This window comes from Streptomyces sp. NPDC058576, assembly GCF_042718715.1.
Taxonomy (GTDB): Bacteria; Actinomycetota; Actinomycetes; order Streptomycetales; family Streptomycetaceae; genus Streptomyces.
On record NZ_JBHXPF010000025.1, the window covers coordinates 1 to 25,097 of the forward strand.

Sequence of the window (25,097 nt, forward strand, 5' to 3'; positions counted from 1 at the left end):
GAAGAACACGTGGTGTTCTTCCGCCCCGGCCGTCTTCGTACGGACAGCCCGCCCGGAGCTACTGCTTCGGCTTCGGCCGCCAGACCACCAGCGCACTGGTCTGCTGCACGTCCTGGTACGGCACCAGGTCCCGGCGGTACGAGGCGTGCACCTGGGCCTCGCGCTGCTGCATGGCGACCGCCGCGCCGTCCACCGCCGCCGAGAGCTCGGCGACACGCTGCTGGAGCGCGGTCACCTGGTTCTCCAGCTCGATGATCCGCTTGATGCCCGCGAGGTTGATGCCCTCGTCCTGCGACAGCTGCTGCACCGTGCGCAGCAGCTCGATGTCGCGGGCCGAGTAGCGCCGGCCGCGCCCGGCCGTACGGTCCGGGGAGACCAGGCCGAGACGGTCGTACTGGCGCAGCGTCTGCGGGTGCAGGCCCGAGAGCTGGGCCGCGATCGAGATCACGTACACCGGTGTCTCATCGGTCAGCTGGTACGGATTGCGTCGACGGCCGTCCATCTCAAGCTCCCTTCGCGGCCTGGAACAGTTCCGCCCGCGGGTCCTCGTCCGCGGTCGCCTTCCGGTAGGCCTCCAGGGCGTCCCTGGCCTCCTGGCCCAGGTCCCTGGGGACCGCGACCTCCACGGTGACCAACAGGTCGCCGCGGGTGCCGTCCTTGCGCACCGCGCCCTTGCCCCGGGCGCGCATCGTACGCCCGTTGGGGGTGCCGGCGGGGAGCTTCAGGGTGACCGGGGGGCCGCCGAGGGTGGGGACCTTGATGTCGCCGCCGAGCGTCGCCTCGGGATACGTGACGGGCACGGTGACCGTGAGATTGTCGCCCTTGCGGCCGAAGACCGGGTGGGCGTCGACGTGGACGACGACGTACAGATCCCCGGCCGGGCCGCCGCGTTCGCCCGCGCCGCCCTTGCCGCGCAGCCGGATCCGCTGGCCGTCGGAGACGCCCGCCGGGATCCGCACCTGCATGGTGCGCGCCGACTTCGCCCGGCCGCTGCCCTTGCAGACGTCACAGGGGTCCTGGGCGATGAGGCCCCGGCCCTTGCAGTCCACACAGGGGTCGGTGAGCGAGAAGCCGCCGCCGCTGCCGCGCGAGACCTGGCCGGTGCCGACGCAGGTCGGGCAGACCCGGGGGGTGCCGTTCTTGTCGCCGGTGCCGGAACACGCCTTGCAGGGCGCCTGGCTGGACATCCGCAGCGGGACCGTGGCCCCGTCGACCGCCTCGGTGAAGCTGAGCGTCACCTCGGACTCGATGTCCTGGCCGCGCTTCGGCTGGACGCGGGTGCCCGCGCCGCCGCGGTTGAACAGCCCGCCGAAGACGTCGCCGAGACCGCCCCCGCCGCCGAAGCCGCCGCCCGCGCCGCCCTGCCCGCCGCCCGGGGCGCCCCCGCCGAAGAGGTCGCCCAGGTCGAAGTTGAAGTTGCCGCCCGCACCACCGGGACCGGCACGGAAGCCGCCGTTGCCGAAGAGGGCGCGCGCCTCGTCGTACTCCTTGCGCTTCTTGGGGTCACCGAGGACGTCGTTCGCCTCGGAGATCTCCTTGAAGCGCTCCTCCGCCTTGGCGTCGTTCTTGTTGGCGTCCGGGTGGAACTCGCGGGCGAGCTTCCGGTACGCCTTCTTGACCTCGGCGTCGGTGGCGTCCTTGGGGACGCCGAGGACCTTGTAGTAGTCCTTCTCGACGAAGTCCTTCGTGCTCATCGACGTCCCTCCTTCCGGACGATCGGCCGAGCGGCCGGCCCGTGGGCCGGCCGCCGGGCCGGTCGGTGTGCACCGTGGTGATCAGACGGGTCGACGTCAGACCTCCTCGGTGCCACCGCTCTCCTCGTCGTCTGCCTTCTCTTCCTTGGCCGCGGCGGGCGTGGCGCCCGGCTGCGGCTCGGCGACGGCCACCCGCGCGGGGCGGATGGTGCGCTCGCCGATGCGATACCCCGGCTGCAGGATCGCCACGCAGGTCGTCTCGGTGACGTCCGGCGCGTAGCTGTGCATCAGGGCCTCGTGGATCGTCGGGTCGAAGGGCTCGCCCTCCTTGCCGAACTGCTGGAGGCCCAGCTTCGCGACGGTGGTCTCCAGCGACTCGGCCACCGACTTGAAGCCGCCGACCAGCTCGCCGTGTTCCCGCGCGCGGCCGACGTCGTCGAGGACGGGCAGCAGCTCGGACAGGAGGTTCGCGACGGCGATCTCCTTGACCGTGACCCGGTCCCGCTCGACGCGGCGGCGGTAGTTCTGGTACTCGGCCTGGAGCCGCTGGAGGTCCGCGGTGCGCTCGCCGAGCGCGGTGCGTACCTGGTCCAGCTGTGCGGTCAGACCGACGGTCGCGTCGGTGTCCCCGGCCGGGGCCGCCGCCTCCTCCTCGGAGGGGTCGGCGGCCTTCGGCTCGGCGTCATCAGGGGTGGCGCCGGAGGGGACGTCGGGCTTCTCCTCGAAGCCCGGAGTCTCCTCGGTCACGCCGCACCGCCCTTGGTGTCCTTCTCGTCGTCCACGATCTCGGCGTCGACGACATCGTCATCGGCCTTGGCCTGGCCCTCGCCCGGGGCCTCGGCGCCCGGGGTCGCCCCCTCGGCCTGGGCGTTGGCGTACATCGCCTGGCCCAGCTTCTGGGAGACGGCCGCGACCTTCTCGGTGGCCGTACGGATCTCGGCGGAGTCCTCGCCCTTGAGCTTCTCCTTCAGCTCCTCGACCGCAGTCTCCACCTCCGTCTTGACGTCGGCGGGGACCTTGTCCTCGTTGTCCTTGAGGAACTTCTCCGTCTGGTAGACGAGCTGCTCGCCCTGGTTGCGCGACTCGGCGGCCTCGCGGCGGGCGTGGTCCTCCTCCGCGTACTTCTCGGCCTCTTCGCGCATCCGGTTGACCTCGTCCTTCGGCAGCGAGGAGCCGCCGGTGACGGTCATCTTCTGCTCCTTGCCGGTGCCGAGGTCCTTGGCGGCGACGTGCATGATGCCGTTGGCGTCGATGTCGAAGGCGACCTCGATCTGCGGCACACCGCGCGGGGCCGGCGGCAGACCGGTCAGCTCGAACATCCCGAGCTTCTTGTTGTACGCCGCGATCTCGCGCTCGCCCTGGTAGACCTGGATCTGCACGGACGGCTGGTTGTCCTCGGCCGTCGTGAAGATCTCGGAACGCTTGGTCGGGATCGTGGTGTTGCGCTCGATGAGCTTGGTCATGATCCCTCCCTTGGTCTCGATGCCGAGGGACAGCGGGGTGACGTCGAGGAGCAGGACGTCCTTGACCTCGCCCTTGAGGACACCGGCCTGGAGCGAGGCGCCGATGGCGACGACCTCGTCCGGGTTCACACCCTTGTTGGCGTCCTGGCCACCGGTCAGCTCCTTGACGAGCTCGGCGACGGCCGGCATACGGGTGGAACCCCCGACGAGAACGACGTGGTCGATCTCGGAGAGCTGGATGCCCGCGTCCTTGATGACGTTGTGGAACGGGGTCTTGCAGCGGTCCAGGAGGTCCGAGGTCAGCTGCTGGAACTGCGAGCGCGTGAGCTTCTCGTCCAGGTGCAGCGGGCCCTCGGCGGACGCCGTGATGTAGGGCAGGTTGATCGTGGTCTCGGTCGAGGACGAGAGCTCGATCTTCGCCTTCTCCGCGGCCTCGCGGAGACGCTGGAGAGCCATCTTGTCCTTGGACAGGTCCACGCCGTGCCCGTTGGCGAACTGCTTCACCAGGTAGTCGACGACGCGCTGGTCCCAGTCGTCACCACCGAGGTGGTTGTCACCGTTGGTGGCCTTCACCTCGACGACGCCGTCGCCGATCTCCAGGAGGGACACGTCGAAGGTGCCGCCACCGAGGTCGAAGACGAGGATCGTCTGGTCGTCCTTGTCGAGGCCGTACGCCAGGGCGGCGGCGGTCGGCTCGTTGACGATGCGCAGGACGTTGAGGCCCGCGATCTCACCGGCCTCCTTGGTCGCCTGACGCTCGGAGTCGTTGAAGTACGCCGGGACGGTGATGACCGCGTCGGTCACCTTCTCGCCCAGGTAGGACTCGGCGTCGCGCTTCAGCTTCTGCAGGATGAACGCGCTCATCTGCTGCGGGTTGAAGCTCTTGCCGTCCAGGTCGATCTTCCAGTCAGTGCCCATGTGGCGCTTGACGGAGCGGATGGTCCTGTCGACGTTGGTGACCGCCTGGCGCTTCGCGACCTCGCCGACGAGCACCTCGCCGTTCTTGGCGAAGGCGACGACGGACGGCGTGGTCCTGGCGCCTTCGGCGTTGGTGATGACGGTGGGCTCGCCGCCTTCGAGAACGCTGACGACGGAGTTAGTCGTGCCCAGGTCGATGCCGACCGCACGTGCCATTTCAATTCCTCCAACAACTGACTACTTGAGTGGATCTGACTCAAGAATGCATGACGCCGACCCGTGAGTCAACAGACCTGAGTCGGGCACGCTCAACTTAAGTGCTTATGCGGACCACATCTGCGCTGGTACGCCCGCCACACCACCGCACCGACGCACGCCACACCCCTCGCACACCACCCGCCCCACGGTCCCACCGTGGGATCGTTCTGTCACAAATTGCCGTGAGATGGCTGCAACCGTCACCGACCGGCAGGTTTCAGCGTGGATCGTCACCCATCGAACCTCGAACCCCGGGCGGGCGCGATGCAGAACGCGAGGAAGCGGCGCGTACGGCAGAAAATCCAGAAGACACAGAAGACCCACCAGAAGCAGACGCACCAGAAGACACAGAAGGCCCTCAAGACCCTGAAGGCCCAGCCACTCCAGCCAGCGCAGCCGCCCCAGCCCCGCTCGGAGCCATGCGCCCCGGAGCCGTACGTGACGGAGCCGCGCGCCCCGGAGCCGTACGTGACGGAGCCGCGCGCCCCGGAGCCGTACGCGACGGAGCCGCGCGCCCCGGAGCCGTACGCGACGGAATCACCCGGCCCGCACCCGCACGCGCGGCATCCGCACCCGTACCCGCACAGGACCGTGACAGGCACGGCCAGGGGCCACTTCCCCTCCCGCCCCGCCGCCCGCCTGGCCGGGCTCACCGACCGGGCCGGGCACCTGGCGGACCGCTTCGTTCCGCGCGCACCGGCCGAACGGGTCCTCGACCTGACCCTCGGCACCGCCCTGCTGCTCCTGACCGCCCCCGCCGTCGCCGTCGCGGCCCTCGCCCTGACCGCGAGGCGTACCCCGGGCGGCGCCTGGGACCGCCGGCCCCGGACCGGCCTGGGCGGCCGGGTCTTCGAACTGCGCACTCTGCGCACACGACGCTTCCGCCTGGACCTGCTCTCCCGGCTCCCCCAGGTCGTACGGGGCGACCTGTCCCTGGTCGGCCCCGCCCCCCTGGCCCCGGGCGACCCACGGGCCTCCGGGACCGGCGCGCGGCAGTGGCGGCAGGAACTGCGGCCGGGCCTGACCGGTCTGGCGCAGGTACGCGCCCGCTCCGGCATGCCGTGGGACGACCCCGCTCTGCTGGACCAGCACTACGCAGAGCACCATGGAGTGGTGCTCGACCTGGCGATTCTGACGGAAGCCGTACGCGACCACCTGCGTACGGCGCTCCCGAGGGCGCGCCGAACCAAGGCACACCTGAGCGACACAGATCACCGCCCGCCCGCCTGTAGGAGGGTGGACTAAGTGGATAGTGTCAGCACAGACTAATTAAGTTACTGCTTAGTAGTAGCGGGCAGTATCACGTAACCCACTGGATCCCGCTCTCGCAGGCCCGAGGAGCCCCACTCATGCAACTCGCCGCGATCATCGTGTCGCTGGTGCTGACGGTCGTCGGCGTTGCGCTCGTCGCCCGAGCCGTCGCGCAGATCTACCGCTTCGTCCGTCTCGGACAGGCGGTACCGGCAGGCAGCCGCACCGACGACCCCAAGCAGCGGACGATCACCTTGATCAAGGAGTTCGTCGGCCATACCCGCATGAACCGCTGGGGAATCGTGGGCGTCGCCCACTGGTTCGTCGCGGTCGGCTTCCTGACCCTGGGCCTGACGATCGTCACGGCGTACGGCCAGCTGTTCAAGGCCGACTGGGTGCTGCCGTACATCGGCACCTTCCTGCCGTACGAGGTCTACATCGAGTTCATCGCGCTCGGCACGACCCTCGGCATCCTCGTCCTGATCGCGATCCGCCAGCTGAACCTGCCCTCGCGGGCCGGCCGCAAGTCGCGGTTCACGGGCTCGAAGATGGGCCAGGCGTACTTCGTCGAGGCGGTCATCCTGATCATCGGCGCCGCGATCATGGTGCTCCGCGGCCTGGAGGGCGCGCTGCACCACGTGGACGGCTACGGGCCCGCGTACTTCGCCTCGTACCCCCTCGTCCTGGCCTTCAAGGGGCTGAGCGTCGAGACGCTGCAGAACCTGGTCTACCTGGCCGCGATGATCAAGCTCGGTACGACGATGATCTGGGCGATCACGGTCGGGCTGAACACGAACATGGGCGTCGCCTGGCACCGCTTCCTCGGCTTCCCGAACATCTGGTTCAAGCGGAACGCCGACGGCGATGTCGCGCTCGGCGCGCTCCAGCCGATGACGTCGGGCGGCAAGGAGATCGACTTCGAGGACCCGGGCGAGGACGACACCTTCGGCGTCTCCCAGGTCGAGCAGTTCTCCTGGAAGGGCATCCTCGACTTCTCCACCTGCACCGAGTGCGGCCGCTGCCAGTCGCAGTGCCCCGCGTGGAACACCGGCAAGCCGCTCTCGCCGAAGCTCCTGATCATGTCGCTGCGCGACCACGCGCACGCCAAGGCGCCGTACCTGCTCGCCGGCGGCGGCAAGACCATGGAGGGCGAGGAGAAGGCCACCGAGGAGCAGCTCAAGGACGTTCCCGCGGCCGCCCTCGCCGAGGCCGAGCGCCCGCTGATCGGCACCGCCGAGGAGAACGGCGTCATCGACCCGGACGTCCTGTGGTCCTGCACCACCTGCGGCGCCTGCGTCGAGCAGTGCCCGGTCGACATCGAGCACATCGACCACATCGTCGACATGCGCCGCTACCAGGTGATGATCGAGTCCGCGTTCCCGTCCGAGGCGGGCACGATGCTCAAGAACCTGGAGAAGAAGGGCAACCCTTGGGGGCTGGCCAAGAAGGCGCGCGTCGAGTGGACCAAGGAGGTCGACTTCGAGGTCCCGATCGTCGGGAAGGACGTCGAGGACCTCACCGAGGTCGACTACCTGTACTGGGTCGGCTGCGCGGGCGCCCTGGAGGACCGGGCCAAGAAGACCACCAAGGCCTTCGCGGAGCTGCTGCACATCGCGGGCGTCAAGTTCGCGATCATGGGCGGCGACGAGAAGTGCACGGGTGACTCCGCCCGCCGCCTGGGCAACGAGCCGCTCTTCCAGCAGCTCGGCCAGGAGAACGTGGCCATGCTGAACATGGCGTACGGCGAGGACGATGACGAGCCGGAGACGAAGAAGCCCAAGTCGTCGAAGAAGATCGTCGCGACCTGCCCGCACTGCTTCAACACGATCGCGAACGAGTACCCGCAGCTCGGCGGCGAGTACGAGGTCATCCACCACACCCAGCTGCTCCAGCACCTCATCGACGAGGGCAAGCTGATCCCGGTGACCCCGGTCGAGGGCCTGATCACGTACCACGACCCGTGCTACCTGGGCCGTCACAACAAGATCTACACCCCGCCGCGCGAGATCATCGCGAAGGTCCCGGGTCTGCGGAACGAGGAGATGCACCGCCACAAGGAGCGCGGCTTCTGCTGTGGCGCCGGTGGTGCCCGGATGTGGATGGAGGAGCGGATCGGCAAGCGCGTCAACAACGAGCGCGTCGACGAAGCCCTCGCCCTCAACCCGGACATCGTCTCCACCGCCTGCCCGTTCTGCCTCGTCATGCTGACCGACTCGGTCAACGGCAAGAAGAACGACGGCCAGGCCAAGGAGTCCATCCAGGTCGTGGACGTCTCGCAGCTCCTCCTGGAGTCCGTGAAGACGCCCATCGACCCGACCGGCGAGCCGGAGCAGGTGGACGCACCGGAGCCGGAACCGGCACAGTGACGTAAGCATCAGCGCGATGAGCGGCCGGACCTGCCTCGGGGGCAGGACCGGCCGCTTTTCCGTGCGCGGGTCGTCGCGTCCCCTCCCGTCCCGTCCCGCGCCGCCCGGGGCGTGACCGCCACCGCAGGTGAACTGGGACATGTACGCGACGACGCATCTGGAGCATCATGTGCCCCGGAGAAGACCCGCAGCGGGTCGGGAACCACGCCGAACCACGCCCTTCGGCAGACGCCGGCGAACAACGGACGAACGACGAACGAGGCCCCGTGCGCCCACGCATCACGCACCCGAAGGCAGCGGTCACCACCAGGGCGACGGCTGCCCTCGCCGCGGGCTGCGCCGGCCTGCTGCTCGTCCTCACCGGCTGCGGGAGCCCCTCGGCCGCCGACGGGCCGTCGTCCTCCTCCGCGTCCGGCGGCAAGAACGGCGACACCCCACCGGAGGCACAGGCCCAGGCGGACACGGCGCGCATCCCCGTACCCCGCGGCGCCGGCAGCCGCGTCCCGTACGACTTCAACGGCGACGGCCAACGCGACCTGGTCGTCGACGACCTGGTGAAGGCCCCCGAGGACAGCCACGGCGACGACGCGGGCATCGGCATCGTGTACGGCTCCGACGACCGCGACCGCCCCCTGGACCCGGCCGCCCGGCACCTGCTGAGCGCCCGGGCGAACGCGGCGAAGTCCGGCGACACCCTGCCCGCCGCGCTCGACGCCGAGTCGGCCTGCGACCTGGACCGGGACGGCTTCACCGACCTGATCGTCTCCACCGACCCCCCGTACAACGGCATCGGCGCCCCGCCCGTACCCCTCCAGATCCTCTTCGGCTCCCCGGCCGGCCTCACCGGCAAGGCGGTCACCGTACGCATCCCGCAGAAGGCCAGGTTCGGCAACGACTGGCCCGAGCAGCCGGTCTGCGGCGACTTCGACGGCGACGGCAGGGCCGACCTCGCGGTCACCGCGGGCGCCGGCCAGGTCACCTTCCTGCACGGCCCCTTCACCCGCGCCGGAGCCCCGCGCAGCGCGGACCTGCTGCCCGACGGCGGACCGTACCTCTACGCCCCCGAACCCCGGGCCGACACCGACCGGGACGGTTACGACGACCTCGTCGCCGCCGCCCGCCCGCACGCCCCCGGACAGGCGGGCCGGGGCACCCTCCTCCTGGGCTCCGCGAAGGGCCCGACGGGGCCGGGCAGCACGTACGCGTTCGCGGCGGAGAAGCTCCCCAGCGCACCCCTGAAGACGACGGGCGCCACCCGCACCGCCCTCCTGGACCACGGCGACCACGACGGCGACAAGAAGCCGGACACGGTGGTGCGGACGTACCGGGGCGAGCGGCAGGACCTGATCGCGCTCTACCCGGCGGGTAACACGAAGGAGCCCCTCGTCACCTTCTCCACGGCGCTGTTCCTCCCCTGAACTCCCCCTCCCGGAGCGCGGGCTGCGGCCCCTAGGGGATGTCACAGCTCGGCAGCAATGGCGGGCGGGTTCCCCCTGCCCCCACTCCCGACCCCCGGGGACCAGGTACGTTCGACGGGTGGCTGGATTCAGGATCGGACGCGGCCGGGACAACCGCACCCCGCAACAACCGCAGCAGCAGCGGCAGCAGCCGTACGGAAGGCAGGAACCACAGCCGCCGTACGGTGCTCAGCCGTGGCCGACGGCAGGAGGCCCCGGCAACGGCGCGGCCCCACCGCCGTACGGGCCCCCGCAGGGCGCCCCGTACAACACCGGCGGCTACGCCCCGCACGGCCAAGGCGGCCAGGGCGGACACGGGCAGGGCGGCCAGCACGGCCAGGGCGGGGGCCACGGCGAACCGGAGTACTTCGGTGACCCGTACGCGGACCCCGCGCCCCACGACCCGTACGCCAACAACCCGGGCCACACGCAGGCCTTCCGCGTCGACGAGGACCCCTACGGCGACGGCAACACCTACCGCGCCGGTTCCGCCCCCGCCCCGCCGACGGGCCCGCGCCTGCGCTGGAAGGAGCTGCTGAGCGGCATCGTGATGCGGCCGGGTCCGACGTTCTGGCAGATGCGGGACTATCCGGTCTGGGGCCCGGCGCTGGTCGTCACGTTCCTCTACGGCCTGCTCGCGCTGTTCGGCTTCGACCAGGCGCGCGAAGAAGCGATCAACGCGACGATCTCGACGGCCATCCCGTACGTCCTGTTCACCGGCGTCGGCTTCGTCATCGGCGGCCTGGTCCTCGGCGCGGTGACCCACACCCTGGCCCGCCAGCTCGGCGGCACGGGCTCGTGGCAGCCGACGGTGGGCCTGTCGATGCTGATCATGTCGATGACCGACGCCCCGCGCCTGCTCTTCGCCCTCTTCCTGGGCGGCGAGAACTCCCTGGTCCAGATCGTGGGCTGGCTGACCTGGCTGGCGGCCGGTGCGCTGTTCACGTCGATGGTCAGCAAGTCGCACGACCTGCCGTGGCCGAAGGCGCTGGGAGCGTCGGCGATCCAGCTGATCGCGCTGCTGTCGATCATCAAGCTGGGCACGATCTGAGAGACCGCACGAGAAGGCCCCGGAGCGCGGAAGAAACGCACTCCGGGGCCTTTCGCGTACGCCGCTGCCTAAGCGTCGAGAACCTGCCCGTCCCGCCGCACGACGGGCTTCTCCACACTCCACGGGAAGTTGATCCACTGATCGGTCTTCTTCCACACGTACTCGCACTTCACGAGGGAGTGGGACTTCTCGTAGATCACGGCGCTGCGGACCTCAGCGACATGGTCGACGCAGAAGTCGTGGACGAGCTTGAGCGTCTTACCGGTGTCGGCGACGTCGTCGGCGATCAGGACCTTCTTGTCGGAGAAGTCGATCGCGTTGGGCACGGGCGCCAGCATGACCGGCATCTCCAGCGTGGTCCCGACCCCGGTGTAGAACTCCACATTCACCAGGTGGATGTTCTTGCAGTCGAGCGCGTAGGCGAGTCCGCCGGCGACGAAGACCCCACCGCGGGCGATGCTCAGCACCACATCGGGCTCGTACCCGTCGTCGGCGACGGCCTGCGCCAACTCGCGCACCGCCCGCCCGAAGCCCTCGTAGGTGAGGTTTTCCCGCACGTCACTAGCCATGATTGATCACACCTGGGTCCGATGGAAGTTCTGGAACGACCGCGAGGCCGTCGGCCCCCGCTGCCCCTGGTACCGCGACTCGTACCGCTCGGAGCCGTACGGGAACTCGGAGGACGAGCTGAGCTTGAACAGGCACAGCTGCCCGATCTTCATCCCCGGCCAGAGCTTTATGGGCAGCGTCGCGAGGTTCGACAGCTCCAGGGTCACGTGCCCGGAGAACCCGGGGTCGATGAACCCGGCCGTCGAGTGCGTCACCAGACCGAGCCGCCCGAGCGAACTCTTGCCCTCCAGCCGCGAGGCCAGGTCGTCGGGGAGCGAGATCACCTCGTACGTGGACGCCAGCACGAACTCCCCGGGGTGCAGGATGAACGCCTCGTCGCCCTCCGGCTCGACGGTGCGCGTCAGGTCGGGCTGTTCGACCGCCGGGTCGATGTGGGGGTACCGGTGGTTCTCGAACACCCGGAAGTAGCGGTCCAGCCGCACGTCGATGCTCGACGGCTGCACCATCGAAGGGTCGTACGGATCAATACGGACTCGGCCGGCGTCGATCTCGGCCCGGATGTCCTTGTCTGAGAGAAGCACGCCCCGAGGATACGCAGAACGCGCGAGCCCGCCCCAACCGGACCACCCGCGCGCCTGCCCCACGCCTCCCCGTAACCACCGCATGCCTGCTCGGCTACCGCTTCCTCGCGGCCACGGCGTGCCTGCGGCTACCGCGTGCCTGCGGCCACCGCGTGCCTGCGGCTAACGCTTCGCTTTGGCTCCTGTCTGCCTGCGGGTACCGCTTGCCCGCGGCCAGCCGCTCGCCCGGGGGCCACCCGCTCGCCCGCGGCTACCACTTGCCTGCGGCTACCACTTGCCTGCGGCTACCGCTTGCCTGCGGCTACCGCTTCTCGAACGCCACCGGAACGGCCTGCCGCAACCGGGCGCACCGGATCAACCGCCCCGGCCCGATCCTGTCGGCCCCGAGCTGCTGCATCGGGAACGACGAGGTAGCGAAAACGTGCCCTTCGGCACAGCGGACGACGGTGCGCTCCATCGACTCCATCAAGTCCCTTCCCCAACCACATATGGACGAGAAAGCCACATTAGGGGATGAACGGGACGCCACTCCACGCGGCACTCCGACCACCCACGCTACGCCCCCAACTCCCGCGCATCACACCCCCATCCACCCTCTCTTCGCCCTGGCGACACAAAACGCGAAGGCCCCACGGCGCGTCCGCCGGGGGCCTGACATGGGGTAGAGTGTGGGACGATGCAACGCCGGTGATCGGCATGCTTCGCGGGTGTAGTTTAATGGTAGAACATGAGCTTCCCAAGCTCAGAGCGCGAGTTCGATTCTCGTCACCCGCTCTTCCACGAACCCCCAGGTCATCGGCCTGGGGGTTCGTCGTTGTCTAGACCTTCCTAGGCGCCTTGCACCACCTCCGCACCACCTGACCCCTTTTCGCGCTCCTCGCGCGCCTTGTCGCGGGCCGCTCGCACCATCCGGTCCAGCCCGCCCGCCACCTCCTTCTGACGCTCGTGGTCGGAGTGCTGATAGATCAGGGCCGCCTTCTCCGTCGACTGGCCGGCGCGCACCATCGTGTCCTTGAGCGTCGCGCCCGACCGCGTCGACAGGGTGTGGCCGGTGTGCCGGAGGTCGTAGAAGCGGAAGTTCTCCGGCAGCCCGACCGTGGTCCGCGCCTTGCGCCACTTCCGCCCGAACGTGGAGCGGCGGAACGGCTTACCCTTCTCCCCCACGAACAGCAGCCCGTCCGGCCCCTTCTCCGCGTACCAGTCCATGTGCCGCTGAAGGTCTTTCCGCAGGAACTCCGGCAGCACGACCACGCGCTTCCCGGCCTCCGACTTCGTCGGCCCCTCGGCCCGCTTGCCCGTGGCCAGCTCCGGAGCGGCCTTGCGGACCACGACGGTGACGTTGTCCACGTCCACGTCCTTGCGCCGTAGTTCCGCCTGCTCCTCCGGCCTCATGGGGCCGTAGGCCCCGAGGTAGACCATCAAGCGCCACCGGATGCCGATCGCGTCCGCGAGTGCGTCGACCTGGGCGACAGCCGCCACCTGGCCCGACTGCGAGACCTCCTTTCCGGCACCCCGAATACGGCACGGGTTCCGGCGGATCAGCTCGTCGTCGGTCGCGGTCTCCAGGATGGCTTTCAGCAGCCGGTACGACTTCGCGACGGTCGTGGCCCCCGTGGCGGTCAGCCGCTCCGCCCGCCACTCCCGTACGCGCGGCGGGGTGATCTCGTCCAGGTCGAACACACCGAACGTGGGGACGAGATGGAGCCTGAGCAGCCGGTTATACAGCTCCTCCGTGAGGGGAGCGACGCCCCTTTCCACCACCCACTTCGTCGCGTACTCCTCGAAGTTCACCGCGCCGGCGTCCGGGTCCCGCCACGCGTCGCGGGTCATGTCCGCTTCGACCTGCGAGAGCCAAATCTCGGCATCGGTCTGCGTCTCGAACGTCTCGGGCGCCCGGCGGCGCTCCCCCGCCGGGTCCAGGTAGGAAGCGGTCCAGCGGCCGGAACGGTACTGCCTGACAGCACCGAACCGACGCATCGTCATCTTCTTCACGTTCTTATTGCGCTTGGCCATCAAGCGGCCCTCCTCATGCGGCGACGGGGCCGGATCGGTTCAACGGTGTTGGCGGCAAGGAACTCTTCGACGGCACTCGCCGGGAAGCGCACGTGGGCACCGACCTTCAGGTAGCGGATGCGCCGCTCAGCCACGAGACGGCGCGGAAATCGCTCGGTGGTGCCCAGCAGCTTGGCCAGGGCCTTGACGTTCATGTACGTCTCTTCCAGTGGCGCGGGCCTGGCCGTGCTGGGCACGACTGCGAGCCTGCGACCGGGATGAGCAAGGTTGGCCATATCGCCCAACTCCTGTCCTCAGTGCGCGGCGTGGTTGTCCGAGGTGTGGATTTCTGCGTCACCGCGTCACCCGCGTCATCCGGGACTTTGACCTGCGGTTTTGGGTGACGCAGCCTCGTGGGTGTGCGTCACCCGTGCGTCACCTCCTGCGTCACCGGATGACGCGAGGTGACGCGGGTGACGCAGGGGTGACGCAGGATTGGCCGTCTGCGTCACCCCTGTCTGTGCTGATCAGGGGCCGTTTTCCGTCCCGGGTGACGCAGGTGACGCAGACCTTCCCTACTTAGGAAAAAGGCAGGGGTGTCTGTAGTAGTGGTGGTGACTCTTCAGGCGAAGTGAGGGGCCCTTCGGGCACGCCTTTTGGGCGGCGTTCCGCCGAACAGCAAGAGGAGCACCCGTGCCGGGGTGCTCCTCTTGCTTGTCCCCCGGGGGTGGCCGGGACGTTCAGAACGCTGCCCCTTGCTCCGGCTGCTCGGGGGGCGGGGGTGCGGCCGGGCGGATCATTTCGAGGTAGCGGCCCGTCTTGGTGCGTCCGCTGTCGATGAGTACGCCCCGGGCGGCGAGGGTGGGTTGCAGGCGCTTGAGGCGGTCTGAGAGGACTTTGCCCGTGGTCGGCCACCCTTTAGGCAGGGGGCGGAGCTCCTCGCCGCTGTAGAGGCGGCTCAGGGCGTTCAGCCACTCCGTGGACGTCATGCGCTGCTCGCCGCCGGGATTCATGGTGTCGGCGTGCTGGAGGACGGTCTGCGCCAACAGGTCGCCCTCGATGACGTCGTCGTTCAGGTCGTCCAGGCTCGCCCGGTAGGCGGGCAGGGCCCCGAGCCCGGTGGCGGCGTCGAGTTGGGCGCAGAGGTGGGCGAAGTCCGCCATCCGCAGATCGGTCGGTGTCTCCGCCACGGCAGCCCGGACCTTGACCGTGAGATCGAGGAGCGAACCGAGGACCACGGGCAGCACCTCTTCGTATTCCGCCCACAGCTCCGCTTCGGTCCTGCGGACCGTGGGCCGCTCCAGCCGCAGGGGCAGGAGCCGTTCAGCGAGGTCCGGGCGGATGACGCCGACGTCGATCCCGGTCAGCAGGAGCGGGCGGCGGTAGCGGGCCCGGTGCACGTCCCCGTCGGTGAACAGGGCGCGTTTGACGGACTCGGCTCCGGTGACGATGCAGCACATGGCGTCGGACAGGTCCGGCGTCATGTGGGACAAGTTGTCCAGGGCGGTGACCCATCCGGCGGCCACGGCCGCGATCAGGTTCTCCTCATCCTTCGGCGCCCGGCGCAGGTCCCCGCTCATGCCCTCCACGATCCGCACCAGCATCCGCCCCCCGGTCGACTTCCCCGCACCCTGGGGGCCGGTGAGGAACGGGGCCGGGACGGGGACACCGGGACCGAGGCAGCCGATCAGCCAGGCGATGGCCAGGCACTCGGTTTCGGCGTTGGCGAAGTTGCACAGCCGCATCAGCAGGTCGATGCCCTTGCCCTCGGTGTCCTTGACGGGCAGGGGGAGTTCCCCGGTGAGCTGGGTGCGCCGCCAGCACACCTCACGCAGGTCGGGGACCGTGATCTCCCACCCGGTGGGGTGGATACGGACGGACTGCCCGTCGGCTCGGCCGAGGTCCAGCCAGGTGGCTCCGTCGAAGCCGGGGGCGACACGGATGTGCACGGCCTGGGTGGTCTCGGTCATCGCCAGCGCCTCGATCAGGTCCAGCGCTTCCTTGAGCGCGGTGCCGTTGAAGACGCCGACCCCGTCCTTGAACATGCCGACCATGAGTTCCTGCCGGTGGCTGCCGGTGGTGCCCTGGGAGCGGATCGGCCGGGCGACGGGGTGGCCGTTGCGCTGGGCGTAGACGGTGCCGTCTGCGGTGCGGAAGTACCGGAAGTGGGACTGCGCGTAGTCGCTGATGATCTCACGTGCCGGGGTCTTCTCGTCCTCGGACATGGCTCACATCCCCAGTGCGGTGCGGGCGTTGGACCACGCGTCGACGCAGTGCCGGGCGGTTTCGCCCTTGGTCTGCGCGGCGGCGAACAGCCGGGCGGCGTGGGTGTCGGTGAGGCACCCGCACCGGCCGTGCGTGGACAGCACGGCGAGGAACGTGCGGTACACCGTGGTGTGCACGCCGCTCGTGGCGGCGGTGATGTGCTGTTCCGCCATGGTGATGCCGCGCTCCAGGTAGGCGGGGGTCCGGTGTCGGCACTCCCCGCCCCCAGCAGGCATCGGCGCGGTGGCGGGCCGGACCGGCGCCGGCTTCTTGACGATCAGCGCCCGTACGGTGTCGGGCAGGGTGGTCATGGTGCCGGCGCCGGGGCCGAGCCACCGGGCATAGGCCATGGCCGACTTGATGTCGACGCCGTCGCGGACCGCGTTCGCGGAGAGCATCGCCCCCCGGTAGATCCAGTGCTCGCCCCGCGTCGTGGGCACCGTCCGCGTGGCGGGGAGGGCTTGGCGGGCCCACGCGACGGCTTCTGCGTGGTCGAGGTCGACGACGGTGACCCCGGCTTCGCCGGGGCAGAACGCTACCGCTTGCGCCTGCCGCCACGCAGTCGCCCAGTCGGGCGAATCGATGACGGCGGGGTTGACGGTGGCGGCGGCCCATCCGTGGCAGGGGCGGGGGCAGGTGCAGGGGCCGGGCGTCTTCATGTTCGGCCGGCCGCCGCAGGCGTTGTCCCGACAGGTGGGGCAGTTCCCGAACGGGACCTTCCCGGCCCGCAGCGGCAGCACGGGCACGCCCCGGGCGGCCAAGTCCAGGGCGGTACTGAGATGACCGGGTACTCGCCGGAGGGGGGTGGGTTGGGTCATGCTGGTGTCTCCAGTTCTGTGAGAAGTGCTGGCAGACGAGGGCGGCCCCAGACTTTGGCGAGGCGGGGGCCGCCCTTGCGCATGTCAGAAGGGCGGTTCGATGCCCCACGGGTCGCGCGCGCCCCGGCGGCGGTGACGGATGCGCGGGAACCGGAAGAGGGTCCAGCGGCGGGTTTCGTCCCAGCAGAGGCAGGGCTCCCACTCGGTGCCGGCGTACTCCCCTTCGTGGTCGCCGTGGTCGTAGCCGAACCCGCCGTCGCCGTCACAGCGGGGGCAGTCGGGGTCGGGGGTGTCGGTCAGGATCAAGGTTCGGCGGTCCCAGCCGGTGAGCTGGACACGGAGTCGGGGCATGCGGGGGCTCTTTCGTGCCGAGGTGGAAGTGGAATCCCTGCCGTCGATGTGGCAGGGAGGCTTGGGCACCCCCTTGTCGGGGTGCGTGCGGTGGGGGTTTCGGGGGGCTGGCCTGCGGTGCCTCCCTGCCTCCCTGGCGGATCATTTGTGCTGGTCAAGGCCAGGGAGGCGGGGTCAGGGAGGGGGGTAGGGACTTCTCCCTGCCTCCCTGACCCTGCGGGGGTCGCCTCCCTGCTACTCGGCGGCGGAAGCGGAACCGTCCGCGCCGAGGTTGGTGAGGTGGCGGGCGAGCCGCTCGCGGCCGATGGTCATGCGGCCGTCGGACTTGTAGGGCTCGGCCCCGGTGCCGTCCAACACCCGTTTCAGGTCGAGGAACGACCACTCCCCGTACGCGTCCTCGCTCAGCGCCGCGAGGCGCTTGAGGACGTCCTGGGTGAGGACGCGGGAGGCGTCTCCCAGGACGGTCATGATGTCCGCGATCGGGTCCCGGTCGGCTTCGTGGTCGACGGTGTGGAGGGTGGTGACGCCGTCGCGCAGGGCCTTGGCCCGGTCCGCGACCACGGCGGCGTCGTCGGTGCTGATGTAGTGCGTCCGCACGGTGATCGCGGCCTGTCCGGCGGGGATCTTGATCCCGTCGGAGGCGACCACGACGGTGCCCTTGTCGAGCCCGGGGCGCAGGAGGTTCGGTGCGGCCCCGCCGTCGACGGCCTTGTCACCGAGCGCCATGCGGGCCTGCGACTCGGTGCCGAGCGCGAGGGAGGCGCGGGTGTGGGCGCCTTCGCGGACCAGCTTGGGAAGGTTCTGGTCGGTGGGGTCCTGGGTGCCCTGGTAGAGCAGCACGTCCACGGCCCGCCCCTGGTTGTGGATCTTCCTGGTGGCCATGAAGTAGCGGGCGGTGGCCTTGGACCCGCCGTAGGGGCGCTTCCGGCCGTCCACGACCGGGCACATGAACGCCACCTGCGCTTCGTCCACGATCCCGATCAGCGGCGTGAAGACGGTGCCGGGCGGGGCCTGGATGCGGCGTTCCATCTCCGCGACCAGGTCTTCCACCATCTCCGTCGCCTCGATGACGTGGTCATCGGTCGGCCCCTGGATCAGTACGGTGGCAAGCCCGTCGAACATGCCCCAGTCCCCGACCCCCTTCAGGTCCGCCACCCGGAACTCGACCCGGGGGTCCAGGGCGAGCCACAGGGCCAGAGCTCGCAGGGCGGCGGTCTTGCCCTGATTGGACAGGCCGGTGATGAGCATGTGGCGCTGGTACAGGCTGATCAGGGCGGCATCGCCGCGCAGGTCCTGGCCCCAGGGGGCCCGGCCCTTGGTGTAGTCGGCGGTCAGGGTGGTGTCGGTCAGGAGCGGGGACGGGCCGATCGGCTCGTCCAGCGCCCCGCTGTCGGCGATCCACAGCCGCACGGTGCGGGCGGCCTGCGGGATCGTGATGAACACCTCGTGCTCGTGCCGGGCCAGGTTCTCCGCCAGCTTCCGCCGGCGCCCCTGCACCTCGTTGGTCGCGACGCCGGAGGGCAGGGTGACGTCCACCTCGACCCCGCACCCGGCGATCCGGATCGGGCCGAGCATCGCGGCCCCCGCGTCCCCCATCTCCTTCACGGCCTTGCGCAAGGGCGCGATTCCCAGATCCCGCAGGGCGGTGACGACGACGGACGGGGTGATCGGCGCTCCCGCGTCGGCCGAGCGGACGGGCAGCACCCACTGCGGTGCGGCCTGCTGGTGCCGCCCCACCCCCCACAGGGCGAGGAGTCCCGCCCACGGTCCGAGGGCGACCAGCGGCCCCCACACCACGGTGATGATGACGACGATCCAGCGGATCAGCTCGATCAGCGCCAGGGTGGGGGTGGCGACGTCGGCAACGTTCTCGTTGGCGACCGCGAGGATGATCCCGAGGAGCAGCAGGCCACCGGCGGTGATGCCGAGTCCGGCCGCCGCCCCTTTGGCCGCCTTGACCGGGACCGACAGCAGGTCCATGCGCCGCTGGTGGCGGGCCGCGCGGAACCGCTGGCCGCGCTCCTCCCACTCGGTGGCGAGGTCGAGGTTCCCCGCGGCTTCGGCCGCCCGCAGCATCCGCTCGTACCGGGCGGCGGTACGGCCCTCCCACGCACGGCGGGCCACGATCCGCCCCCCGCCCACCACGTACATGCCGTGGCGGACGGTGAACCGGGCGGTGGAACGCGTGCGGTCGTGCACCGCAACCCTGCGCACGGCGCGCCCGGTGCGGGCGATCCGCGATCCCGCCGGTGCGACCGGCGGAGCCGTCGCGGTGGTGGGCTTGGTGAGGTCGGCGGCCACCGGGTCGGTGGTGCCGGGGGCGGGGCGGTGGTCGTCCAGGTGGTGCACGGTCCCCATTCCGGGGTCCGCGACGGCGGGTTCGGTCATGATGAACGTGCCTCTCCTGATCAATGGCTTGGGTGGGGTGTGGTGGGGGTGGCCGGTTTCCTTGGCCGGGTCCGGCCGCCCCCGCTCAGGTGCGCTCGGCGCGGTGTATGGCCCGCTCCGCGAGGCGTACGCGTTCCTCGGCGTCCTTGCGGGCCTGGCGGGCGGTCGCCTTGTCGGTGCGGGGGGCGGTGCGCTCGGTGGCCTTGGCGGCGGCCAACTCCTGCCGGGCGGTGGCCTGCACCTCGTGCAGCGCGGCCAGTTCCCGGGCGCCGCGCTCGGCGGCGGCGGCGTCGATGGCGTGGATGCGGGCGGTGACCCTGGGGTCGACGTTGTCCGCGAACGCCTGCTTGAAGCCCTTGCGGAACAGCCTGCCGCGCTCGCGGTTCTCGGCCTTGGTGTAGCTGTGCACGGTGAACCTCCCACAGGTGGGGCCGGACTGTCCGGCTCCCCAACCGCCCCCGCACAGAGCTGAGTTCGGGGGCGGCGGGCAGCCGTCAGGCGGGCCGCAACTCGTGGGTGTGGCAAAGGACCGGGCCGATCAGCGGCCCGATTGCGTGCACGGTCCAGCGGCCCCCGGTGAGGGGGCCGGGCGGGTTCTCATCCACGATCCGGCCGGTCTTGCCGGCGGCGCGCGGGTCGTCCTGGCACGAGACGATCCGCACCTGGTCGCCTGCCTGGAACATGGGCATCTCCTTCCGGGTCAGCGGCGCTTGCGGCCGGTCTTGCCGTGGGTGCCGCCGACCGATTTCACGACGGTGACCATGCCCCAGGCGCAGACGGCGGCGACCAGGGCGAGGAGGGCGAGGTTCGCGGCGATGGCGGTGAGGACGCCGACGAGGAGGGGGCCGAAGTAGACGCCGGCGGCGACGGCTCCGGCGCCCATGCCGGAGCCGAGCGCGAGACGCTGAACGGTGCGGTCCGGCGGGGCCTGGTGGACGTGCACCACCTGCGGGACCACGTTGGTGGGCTGGTAGGTGGCGGGGAGGTGGTCGGTGTAGGCGGGGGTGCCGTCCGGGAGCTGCACGACGGACGGCAGCCGGGTGGCGGGCAGGTGCTGTTCCACGCGGGTCCTTCCATAGGCGGGGTGGTACGGGGAGTGCCCCGGGCCGGATTCGATCCGGCAGCCTCACGCCGTGATCCGGGGCGGTGGTGCGTCAGCCGGTGGCGCGGTCGGCTGCGTCCATCTCGGCGTTGAACTGGGCGTATTCGGCCGCGTCGGCTTCCTCGAAGTCCGCGTTCACGTCGTGCCGGCGGGAGCGCGTGTCGGTCGCTTCGGAGATCGAGGCGGACACGGCGAGCCGGGCGAGGATCTCGGCCTTGCGGAAGTTGTCGGGGCTGATGGGGCCCCAGGCCGACGTGTCCTTGGTGACGATGCGCTCGGCGGCGGCGCGGTACTCGGCGGCGTTCATGAAGTGGTGTCCTTCCAGGCGGGCGGGGTGTCGTGGCAGGGAACACACATGCCGAGCGAACGCGGGATGCAATACCCCACGTCCGTACGGCAGTTGGGGCAGGTGCGGCGGGCCCGCATCGCCGCAGCCAGAGCAGCGGCACGGGCCGGGGTCATGGGGCGCACGGGCTTGGCCCGGTCGACCCGGTAGAGGTAGGCGACCAGCGGGGCCCTACGTCGGCGGGGCCGATGGACCTCAGCCACGACGTCCTGACCACCCGGCCGCAACCCCAGCGCTCGAAGCTGACGGCGAGTGGCCAACCCGTCCGGGGCCAGACGCCACCGGTAGACGGTGGCCATCAGGCCGCCGCCCCACCCGCGCCGGCCGCCTGCTCGCGCTCGGCACGCAGGGTGTCGCGCAGGACGCGGGCCTTGGCCGGGGACGTCCGGACCGCCCGGCGGATGCCCTCGGCGGTCAGCTCCCGATCGGCCCAGTCGGCCGTAGCCGTACGGGCCTCGATCAGGAGCTGCTCGGCGGTACGGGCCGGTCGACTCGATCGGGCCACCTCGGGGACCCGGCCGGTCGCCCGACGCGGGCGGGTCGACTCGGCGGCCACCGCACCGGCCGGAACCCGATCAGTCGGCTTCACCAGGGACACCGCCGCAGCCGCCGGAAGCTCTCCCACGGCCGGGGTGGGAAGGATCGGCGCGGCGACCGATACGCCCAGGTCAGCCATAGACTGATTTACATATGTCTCGGCCGCTTCATCCTGATTCGGTGTGGTGGCCGGGTACTCGACCGGCCGGTCGATCGGCTGGTGGTGCAGGACCTTGGCAACGAGGTCGGAGCCGAAGTAGATCGACCCGACCGGCAGCGACGTCGCGAGCAGGACCAGGGCCCAGTTGGCGGGGTCCCAGTCGGCCAGTCGACCCCAGTCGACCACCTCGTCATGCAGCTCCGGGACGACACCGTGGACGTAGTTGAGGACGAGGGAGGCCAAGGTGTAGGCGGCCAGCACCCGCAGCGCGAACCGCCGCGCGTCCCCGGTCAGGACCAGCGTCGCGACCAGCGCCAACGCCATCAGCCCGTCCACGACGAACGGATAGAGCGTCGCGGCCGTGGGATCGGCCCCGGTCGCCGTGGCGACATCACGCAACGCGTTCCACGACACCCGGAACGCCATCCCCACCACACCGACCAGAGCGGCAACCAGCAGACCCTTACCGAAGCGATTCATGCCGCACCACCCCGGCTGTAGTGGAGCGCGAGGACCCATCCGGCGGTCTGGGCGAGAGCGCCGGCGGCAGCCACGGCCCGCCACACCGGGCGGCCGGTCGCGGTGGCGAGCGAGGCACCGATGACGGCCAGGGCGATACCGGCGAACACGACCAGCAGCGCCCGCCGGACAGCGGCGGTGTCGGTGCCGTTCATGACGCACCGTCCTTCCGCCGGACGTCCACGGACGCCAGCAGTTCGACGCGGTCCATGACCCCGGTGGTGCACTCCAGCCACGCCCACTCGGCACCGTCCGCGACGGCGAAGCCGAGGGCGGCCAGCACGTCTGCCCGCTCCTGCACCGTGGGCACCGGGCCCACCCGCTCGAACGAGTGCTCAGGCCAGTTCAGGCTCAGTCCGTCAGTGACGACGAAGAGCTCCCACTCACCGTCGAAGTTGTTGGTCAACCGCGCGCTGTACACCGTCATGCCGCACCCCCGGACACGGTGGTGTTCGTCGCGGCGGCGGTGAGGTTGGTGAGGTCCCGGCGGGCGGCCAGCACCCGCCGGCGGGCCCGGCGGATACGCCGCTCGTCCATCTCGGACGGGGTGCGGTCAATGGTCATGATCTGCGAGTCGAGAAGGGCGACCTCCGCCAGAATCACCGGGAGCTCCCGGTCGATCGCGTCCAGATCGGCGTTCGTCGGCTCGTCGTCGAACGGGTTGGCCGTAACAACGGCCTGAAGTGCTGCGATGCTCTTCATGGGTCTGTTCCTCTCAGACAGGAACGGCTCACCACGAACCCCCGGAGTTCACGCTCCGGGGGTTCTCGCCGTTGGAACCAGGAACCGGCTCCCCTCAGCCCCGCCCGTACGACACCGCCACGAAGGCGAGCCGGACGGGCGGAGGAGGCAACCGGCCGCAGCGGAAACTGCGGAAGTAGGGCGCCATCTCTCTGCCTGGCGCTCAGCAGGGCAGCTCACTGCGGGTGGCACCGTGGTGTTCTCCAGGGCCGCAGGATCGTGCGTACCGCGCCGACGCGCCGTACTACTGCCGACGACTCACCCGGCCGTCACGGGAGCGAGGACTCTCACCTCGCATCAGTTCACTGTTCAGTTCTCAAGGACCGGACGCTTCCTTTGGGCTCACTCCCGCTTCCGGGGCCCTCCGGGCACTCAGGTCGTGCACGTCGAAGCACCCCGAAGAGGGCCCTCCTGTCGCCCCGCTGAACTAGTTCTGCGGTTCGCTAGGACGATTAAGGCACGGACAGGCGCCGTGGTCAATAGAACTAGTTCAGAGAGTCGCGAACTCGCGGTACGCCCACACCGCAGCCCCGGGTATCCTTCTAGGACTAGTTCTGCGACACTGGAAAACGGAGCGTCACACACCAAGGGAGTCCTGAGTGCAAGAGGTCAAGGTTCCGAAGATTCAGCGACTGGCCGCTGAGCTTCGGGCGAAGATCCAAGACGGGGTCTACGCCCCTGGTTCAGCGCTGCCCAAGGTTCGAGAGCTTCAGGAGTCCGAGGGGGTCGCGTACCAGACCGCTCGCGACGTGTACCGAGTGCTCGAAGATGAGGGCCTGATCATTTCCCGGCGAGGCGAGGGGACGTTCGTCTCTCCGATCCTCGGCAAGATCCACAGAGATGGGACTGGCCGCTACATCAAGAAGGCCCGCGAGGAGTCCGGCGCGCGCGGCGCGTTCGCGGCAGAGATCGCCCGGCTTGGCATGACGTCGACGGCGTCCACGGTGATCAGCCGGGAGCGACCGCCGAAGCAGGTCGCGCGGATTCTCGGTATCCACCATGCGGCGAAGACCCTCGTCAGGGCGAGGGTCATGCGTGCTGACGCTACGGTCGTCCAGGTGGCCACCTCCTACTTCCCCGGTGACGTGGCGTTCGGGACGCAACTGGAGCAGCAGGACACGGGCGACGGCGGGAGCAAGTCTCGCCTTGCGGATCTCGGGTACCAGCAGGTTCGTATTCGAGAGTCCGTGGATGTAAGGCTCCCGACCAAGCAGGAAGCCGAAGCGCTCGGTACTTCTGCGGACCGGATGGTCTACGAGATCACCCACGTCGGCCTGACCGAGGACGACAGGGCCGTGGAAGTCTGCGTGCATGTCATGCCCGTCACCCTCTGGTCGCTCAGCTATGAGTGGCCTATCGACCAGACCGCTGTCTGAGAGGAAAGATCGAAGTGAGCAGCAACACCGCAATCGTCCGTGACGCTACAGAGCGCTACCGCACCGAGCGCCGGGAGGCCGGCGAGAGCCGCGGGGCCTTCGAGACCGAGATCAAGCGACTGGGCGGCTCGCCTCGCGTGGAGACTGAGGTCCGTCGTGATACTGCTCCCGCGCAGGTTGCCGACCTTCTTGGCATCACCAGTTCCGACCAGGCTGTGATCCGCGCGCGGCACATGTACGACGGAGAGCGCTTGGTGCAGCTCGCCGACTCCTACGTCCCCATCGACGTGGCCGAGGCCGCGAGCATCGAGAACCCTGACCCGGGGCTTGGCGGCATCATCAGCCGGATGCGCGATGCAGGCTTCGAGCAGACCGAGGCAGTCGAGGAAGTCTCGCTGTACGAGGCCACTGCCGTTGAAGCCGACGCGTTTGGTGTCGAACCGGGCAGCAACCTCCTGCAGATCACGCACACTGGCTACACCAAGGGTGGACGCGCGGTTGAGGTCACCGTTCACCGCCCCAGCCCCGGCTGGGTTCTCCGGTACAGCCCGCCGATCAGCTAGCCCCATCCTCATCGCAACGACCCGCGCCTCATGGCGTGGGTCGTTGTCGTTGCTTAGGACATGAACGGGCGACTCAGGGCTGTTGCAGCGAATGTTCGCCGCTCCACCTGCGCACAACCTCAGCACCACCTAGGGCGGTCAACCACGGTCAATGCCGGAGACTCCGGAGGCAGGTGCAGTGACCCCCGGGAGATGCAACGCAGCAGGTCACAGCACTAAAGCAGGAACGCAAGGGCAAGATTCCCAAGCTCAGAGCGCGAGTTCGATTCTCGTCACCCGCTCCACGACTGAGGCCCAGGTCATCGACCCGGGCCTTGTTTGTTGTCTGGT

The 25,097-nt window shown here is 69.9% G+C and carries 27 protein-coding genes, 1 tRNA gene and 1 pseudogene; 7 read left to right on the forward strand and 22 right to left on the reverse strand.

Going from position 1 to position 25,097, the window contains the following annotated elements:
* Positions 1–58 precede the first annotated feature (58 nt).
* The 5 genes and pseudogenes from ACFWRV_RS18880 to ACFWRV_RS18900 all read right to left on the reverse strand — a co-directional run.
* Positions 59–502, reverse strand: a complete 444-nt coding sequence (locus ACFWRV_RS18880; RefSeq protein ID WP_384335911.1) for a heat shock protein transcriptional repressor HspR — start codon at positions 500–502, stop codon at positions 59–61.
* 1 nt (position 503) lies between these two features.
* Complete coding sequence (dnaJ, locus tag ACFWRV_RS18885) at positions 504–1,694, reverse strand: molecular chaperone DnaJ (protein ID WP_384335913.1); 1,191 nt, start codon at positions 1,692–1,694, stop codon at positions 504–506.
* 96 nt (positions 1,695–1,790) lie between these two features.
* Complete coding sequence (gene grpE, locus ACFWRV_RS18890) at positions 1,791–2,441, reverse strand: nucleotide exchange factor GrpE (RefSeq protein WP_384335915.1); 651 nt, start codon at positions 2,439–2,441, stop codon at positions 1,791–1,793.
* Entirely contained in the window at positions 2,438–4,291 is a 1,854-nt protein-coding gene (gene dnaK, locus ACFWRV_RS18895) for a molecular chaperone DnaK (protein WP_384335916.1), read from the reverse strand. Before dnaK ends, grpE begins: the two co-directional genes overlap by 4 nt.
* A gap of 105 nt (positions 4,292–4,396) precedes the next feature.
* Positions 4,397–4,816: pseudogene (locus tag ACFWRV_RS18900) on the reverse strand (hypothetical protein); the annotation flags it as partial.
* On the opposite strand from ACFWRV_RS18900, the gene ACFWRV_RS18905 reads away from it, so the two are divergent.
* The 4 genes from ACFWRV_RS18905 (at position 4,700) to ACFWRV_RS18920 (ending at position 10,458) form a co-directional block, all read left to right on the forward strand.
* Positions 4,700–5,578: a sugar transferase gene (locus ACFWRV_RS18905; protein WP_384336095.1), complete on the forward strand. Its 879-nt coding sequence runs from the start codon at positions 4,700–4,702 to the stop codon at positions 5,576–5,578. The pseudogene ACFWRV_RS18900 and the gene ACFWRV_RS18905 sit on opposite strands and share 117 nt — an antisense overlap.
* A gap of 104 nt (positions 5,579–5,682) precedes the next feature.
* On the forward strand, positions 5,683–7,950 hold the full coding sequence (locus ACFWRV_RS18910; RefSeq protein WP_384335918.1) for a heterodisulfide reductase-related iron-sulfur binding cluster: 2,268 nt from the start codon (positions 5,683–5,685) through the stop codon (positions 7,948–7,950).
* 266 nt (positions 7,951–8,216) lie between these two features.
* The gene (locus tag ACFWRV_RS18915) at positions 8,217–9,368 is read left to right on the forward strand and encodes an FG-GAP repeat domain-containing protein (RefSeq protein ID WP_384335920.1); all 1,152 of its coding nucleotides are present in this window, start codon (positions 8,217–8,219) and stop codon (positions 9,366–9,368) included.
* A 118-nt stretch (positions 9,369–9,486) separates the two neighbouring features.
* Positions 9,487–10,458 (forward strand): Yip1 family protein, encoded by a 972-nt coding sequence (locus tag ACFWRV_RS18920; RefSeq protein WP_384335922.1) that lies wholly within the window; start codon positions 9,487–9,489, stop codon positions 10,456–10,458.
* 68 nt (positions 10,459–10,526) lie between these two features.
* Here ACFWRV_RS18920 and ACFWRV_RS18925 read toward each other — a convergent pair whose 3' ends face one another.
* The gene (locus ACFWRV_RS18925) at positions 10,527–11,027 is read right to left on the reverse strand and encodes a phosphoribosyltransferase (protein ID WP_018514097.1); all 501 of its coding nucleotides are present in this window, start codon (positions 11,025–11,027) and stop codon (positions 10,527–10,529) included.
* A gap of 6 nt (positions 11,028–11,033) precedes the next feature.
* The gene (gene dcd / locus ACFWRV_RS18930; RefSeq protein WP_383603401.1) at positions 11,034–11,609 is read right to left on the reverse strand and encodes a dCTP deaminase; all 576 of its coding nucleotides are present in this window, start codon (positions 11,607–11,609) and stop codon (positions 11,034–11,036) included.
* A gap of 703 nt (positions 11,610–12,312) precedes the next feature.
* Here dcd and ACFWRV_RS18935 point away from each other — a divergent pair.
* Positions 12,313–12,383: transfer RNA gene (locus ACFWRV_RS18935), tRNA-Gly, on the forward strand.
* Positions 12,384–12,437: 54 nt separating this feature from the next.
* Here ACFWRV_RS18935 and ACFWRV_RS18940 read toward each other — a convergent pair.
* From ACFWRV_RS18940 to ACFWRV_RS19010, 15 genes are all read right to left on the reverse strand, one after another.
* Entirely contained in the window at positions 12,438–13,622 is a 1,185-nt protein-coding gene (locus ACFWRV_RS18940) for a tyrosine-type recombinase/integrase (RefSeq protein ID WP_384335924.1), read from the reverse strand.
* Positions 13,622–13,816: an excisionase family DNA-binding protein gene (locus ACFWRV_RS18945; RefSeq protein WP_384335926.1), complete on the reverse strand. Its 195-nt coding sequence runs from the start codon at positions 13,814–13,816 to the stop codon at positions 13,622–13,624. The genes ACFWRV_RS18940 and ACFWRV_RS18945 overlap by 1 nt, the downstream gene beginning before the upstream one ends.
* A gap of 525 nt (positions 13,817–14,341) precedes the next feature.
* Entirely contained in the window at positions 14,342–15,826 is a 1,485-nt protein-coding gene (locus tag ACFWRV_RS18950) for an ATP-binding protein (RefSeq protein WP_384335928.1), read from the reverse strand.
* 3 nt (positions 15,827–15,829) lie between these two features.
* Entirely contained in the window at positions 15,830–16,684 is an 855-nt protein-coding gene (locus ACFWRV_RS18955) for a bifunctional DNA primase/polymerase (protein WP_384335930.1), read from the reverse strand.
* A gap of 84 nt (positions 16,685–16,768) precedes the next feature.
* Positions 16,769–17,035: a hypothetical protein gene (locus ACFWRV_RS18960; protein ID WP_384335932.1), complete on the reverse strand. Its 267-nt coding sequence runs from the start codon at positions 17,033–17,035 to the stop codon at positions 16,769–16,771.
* Positions 17,036–17,269: 234 nt separating this feature from the next.
* Positions 17,270–19,423, reverse strand: a complete 2,154-nt coding sequence (locus ACFWRV_RS18965; RefSeq protein WP_384335934.1) for an FtsK/SpoIIIE domain-containing protein — start codon at positions 19,421–19,423, stop codon at positions 17,270–17,272.
* Positions 19,424–19,508: 85 nt separating this feature from the next.
* Entirely contained in the window at positions 19,509–19,832 is a 324-nt protein-coding gene (locus ACFWRV_RS18970) for a hypothetical protein (RefSeq protein ID WP_384335936.1), read from the reverse strand.
* 85 nt (positions 19,833–19,917) lie between these two features.
* Positions 19,918–20,106: a hypothetical protein gene (locus ACFWRV_RS18975; RefSeq protein WP_384335938.1), complete on the reverse strand. Its 189-nt coding sequence runs from the start codon at positions 20,104–20,106 to the stop codon at positions 19,918–19,920.
* 17 nt (positions 20,107–20,123) lie between these two features.
* The gene (locus ACFWRV_RS18980) at positions 20,124–20,486 is read right to left on the reverse strand and encodes a DUF6251 family protein (RefSeq protein ID WP_384335940.1); all 363 of its coding nucleotides are present in this window, start codon (positions 20,484–20,486) and stop codon (positions 20,124–20,126) included.
* A gap of 91 nt (positions 20,487–20,577) precedes the next feature.
* Positions 20,578–20,832 (reverse strand): hypothetical protein, encoded by a 255-nt coding sequence (locus ACFWRV_RS18985; RefSeq protein ID WP_384335942.1) that lies wholly within the window; start codon positions 20,830–20,832, stop codon positions 20,578–20,580.
* Entirely contained in the window at positions 20,829–21,170 is a 342-nt protein-coding gene (locus ACFWRV_RS18990) for an RRQRL motif-containing zinc-binding protein (protein WP_384335944.1), read from the reverse strand. Before ACFWRV_RS18990 ends, ACFWRV_RS18985 begins: the two co-directional genes overlap by 4 nt.
* Entirely contained in the window at positions 21,170–22,048 is an 879-nt protein-coding gene (locus ACFWRV_RS18995) for a DUF2637 domain-containing protein (RefSeq protein WP_384335946.1), read from the reverse strand. Before ACFWRV_RS18995 ends, ACFWRV_RS18990 begins: the two co-directional genes overlap by 1 nt.
* A complete protein-coding gene (locus tag ACFWRV_RS19000; protein ID WP_384335948.1) occupies positions 22,045–22,242 on the reverse strand; it encodes a hypothetical protein in 198 nt (65 codons plus the stop codon). The genes ACFWRV_RS18995 and ACFWRV_RS19000 overlap by 4 nt, the downstream gene beginning before the upstream one ends.
* Positions 22,239–22,514: a DUF6303 family protein gene (locus ACFWRV_RS19005; RefSeq protein WP_384335950.1), complete on the reverse strand. Its 276-nt coding sequence runs from the start codon at positions 22,512–22,514 to the stop codon at positions 22,239–22,241. Before ACFWRV_RS19005 ends, ACFWRV_RS19000 begins: the two co-directional genes overlap by 4 nt.
* Positions 22,511–22,789, reverse strand: coding sequence for a DUF6284 family protein (locus tag ACFWRV_RS19010; protein ID WP_384335952.1), 279 nt, complete (start codon positions 22,787–22,789; stop codon positions 22,511–22,513). The genes ACFWRV_RS19005 and ACFWRV_RS19010 overlap by 4 nt, the downstream gene beginning before the upstream one ends.
* Positions 22,790–23,427: 638 nt before the next feature.
* Between ACFWRV_RS19010 and ACFWRV_RS19015 the strand changes: the two genes are divergently transcribed.
* Positions 23,428–24,204 (forward strand): GntR family transcriptional regulator, encoded by a 777-nt coding sequence (locus ACFWRV_RS19015; protein WP_384335954.1) that lies wholly within the window; start codon positions 23,428–23,430, stop codon positions 24,202–24,204.
* Between the two features lie 14 nt (positions 24,205–24,218).
* A complete protein-coding gene (locus tag ACFWRV_RS19020) occupies positions 24,219–24,767 on the forward strand; it encodes a UTRA domain-containing protein (RefSeq protein ID WP_384335956.1) in 549 nt (182 codons plus the stop codon).
* The last annotated feature ends 330 nt before the right edge of the window (positions 24,768–25,097 follow it).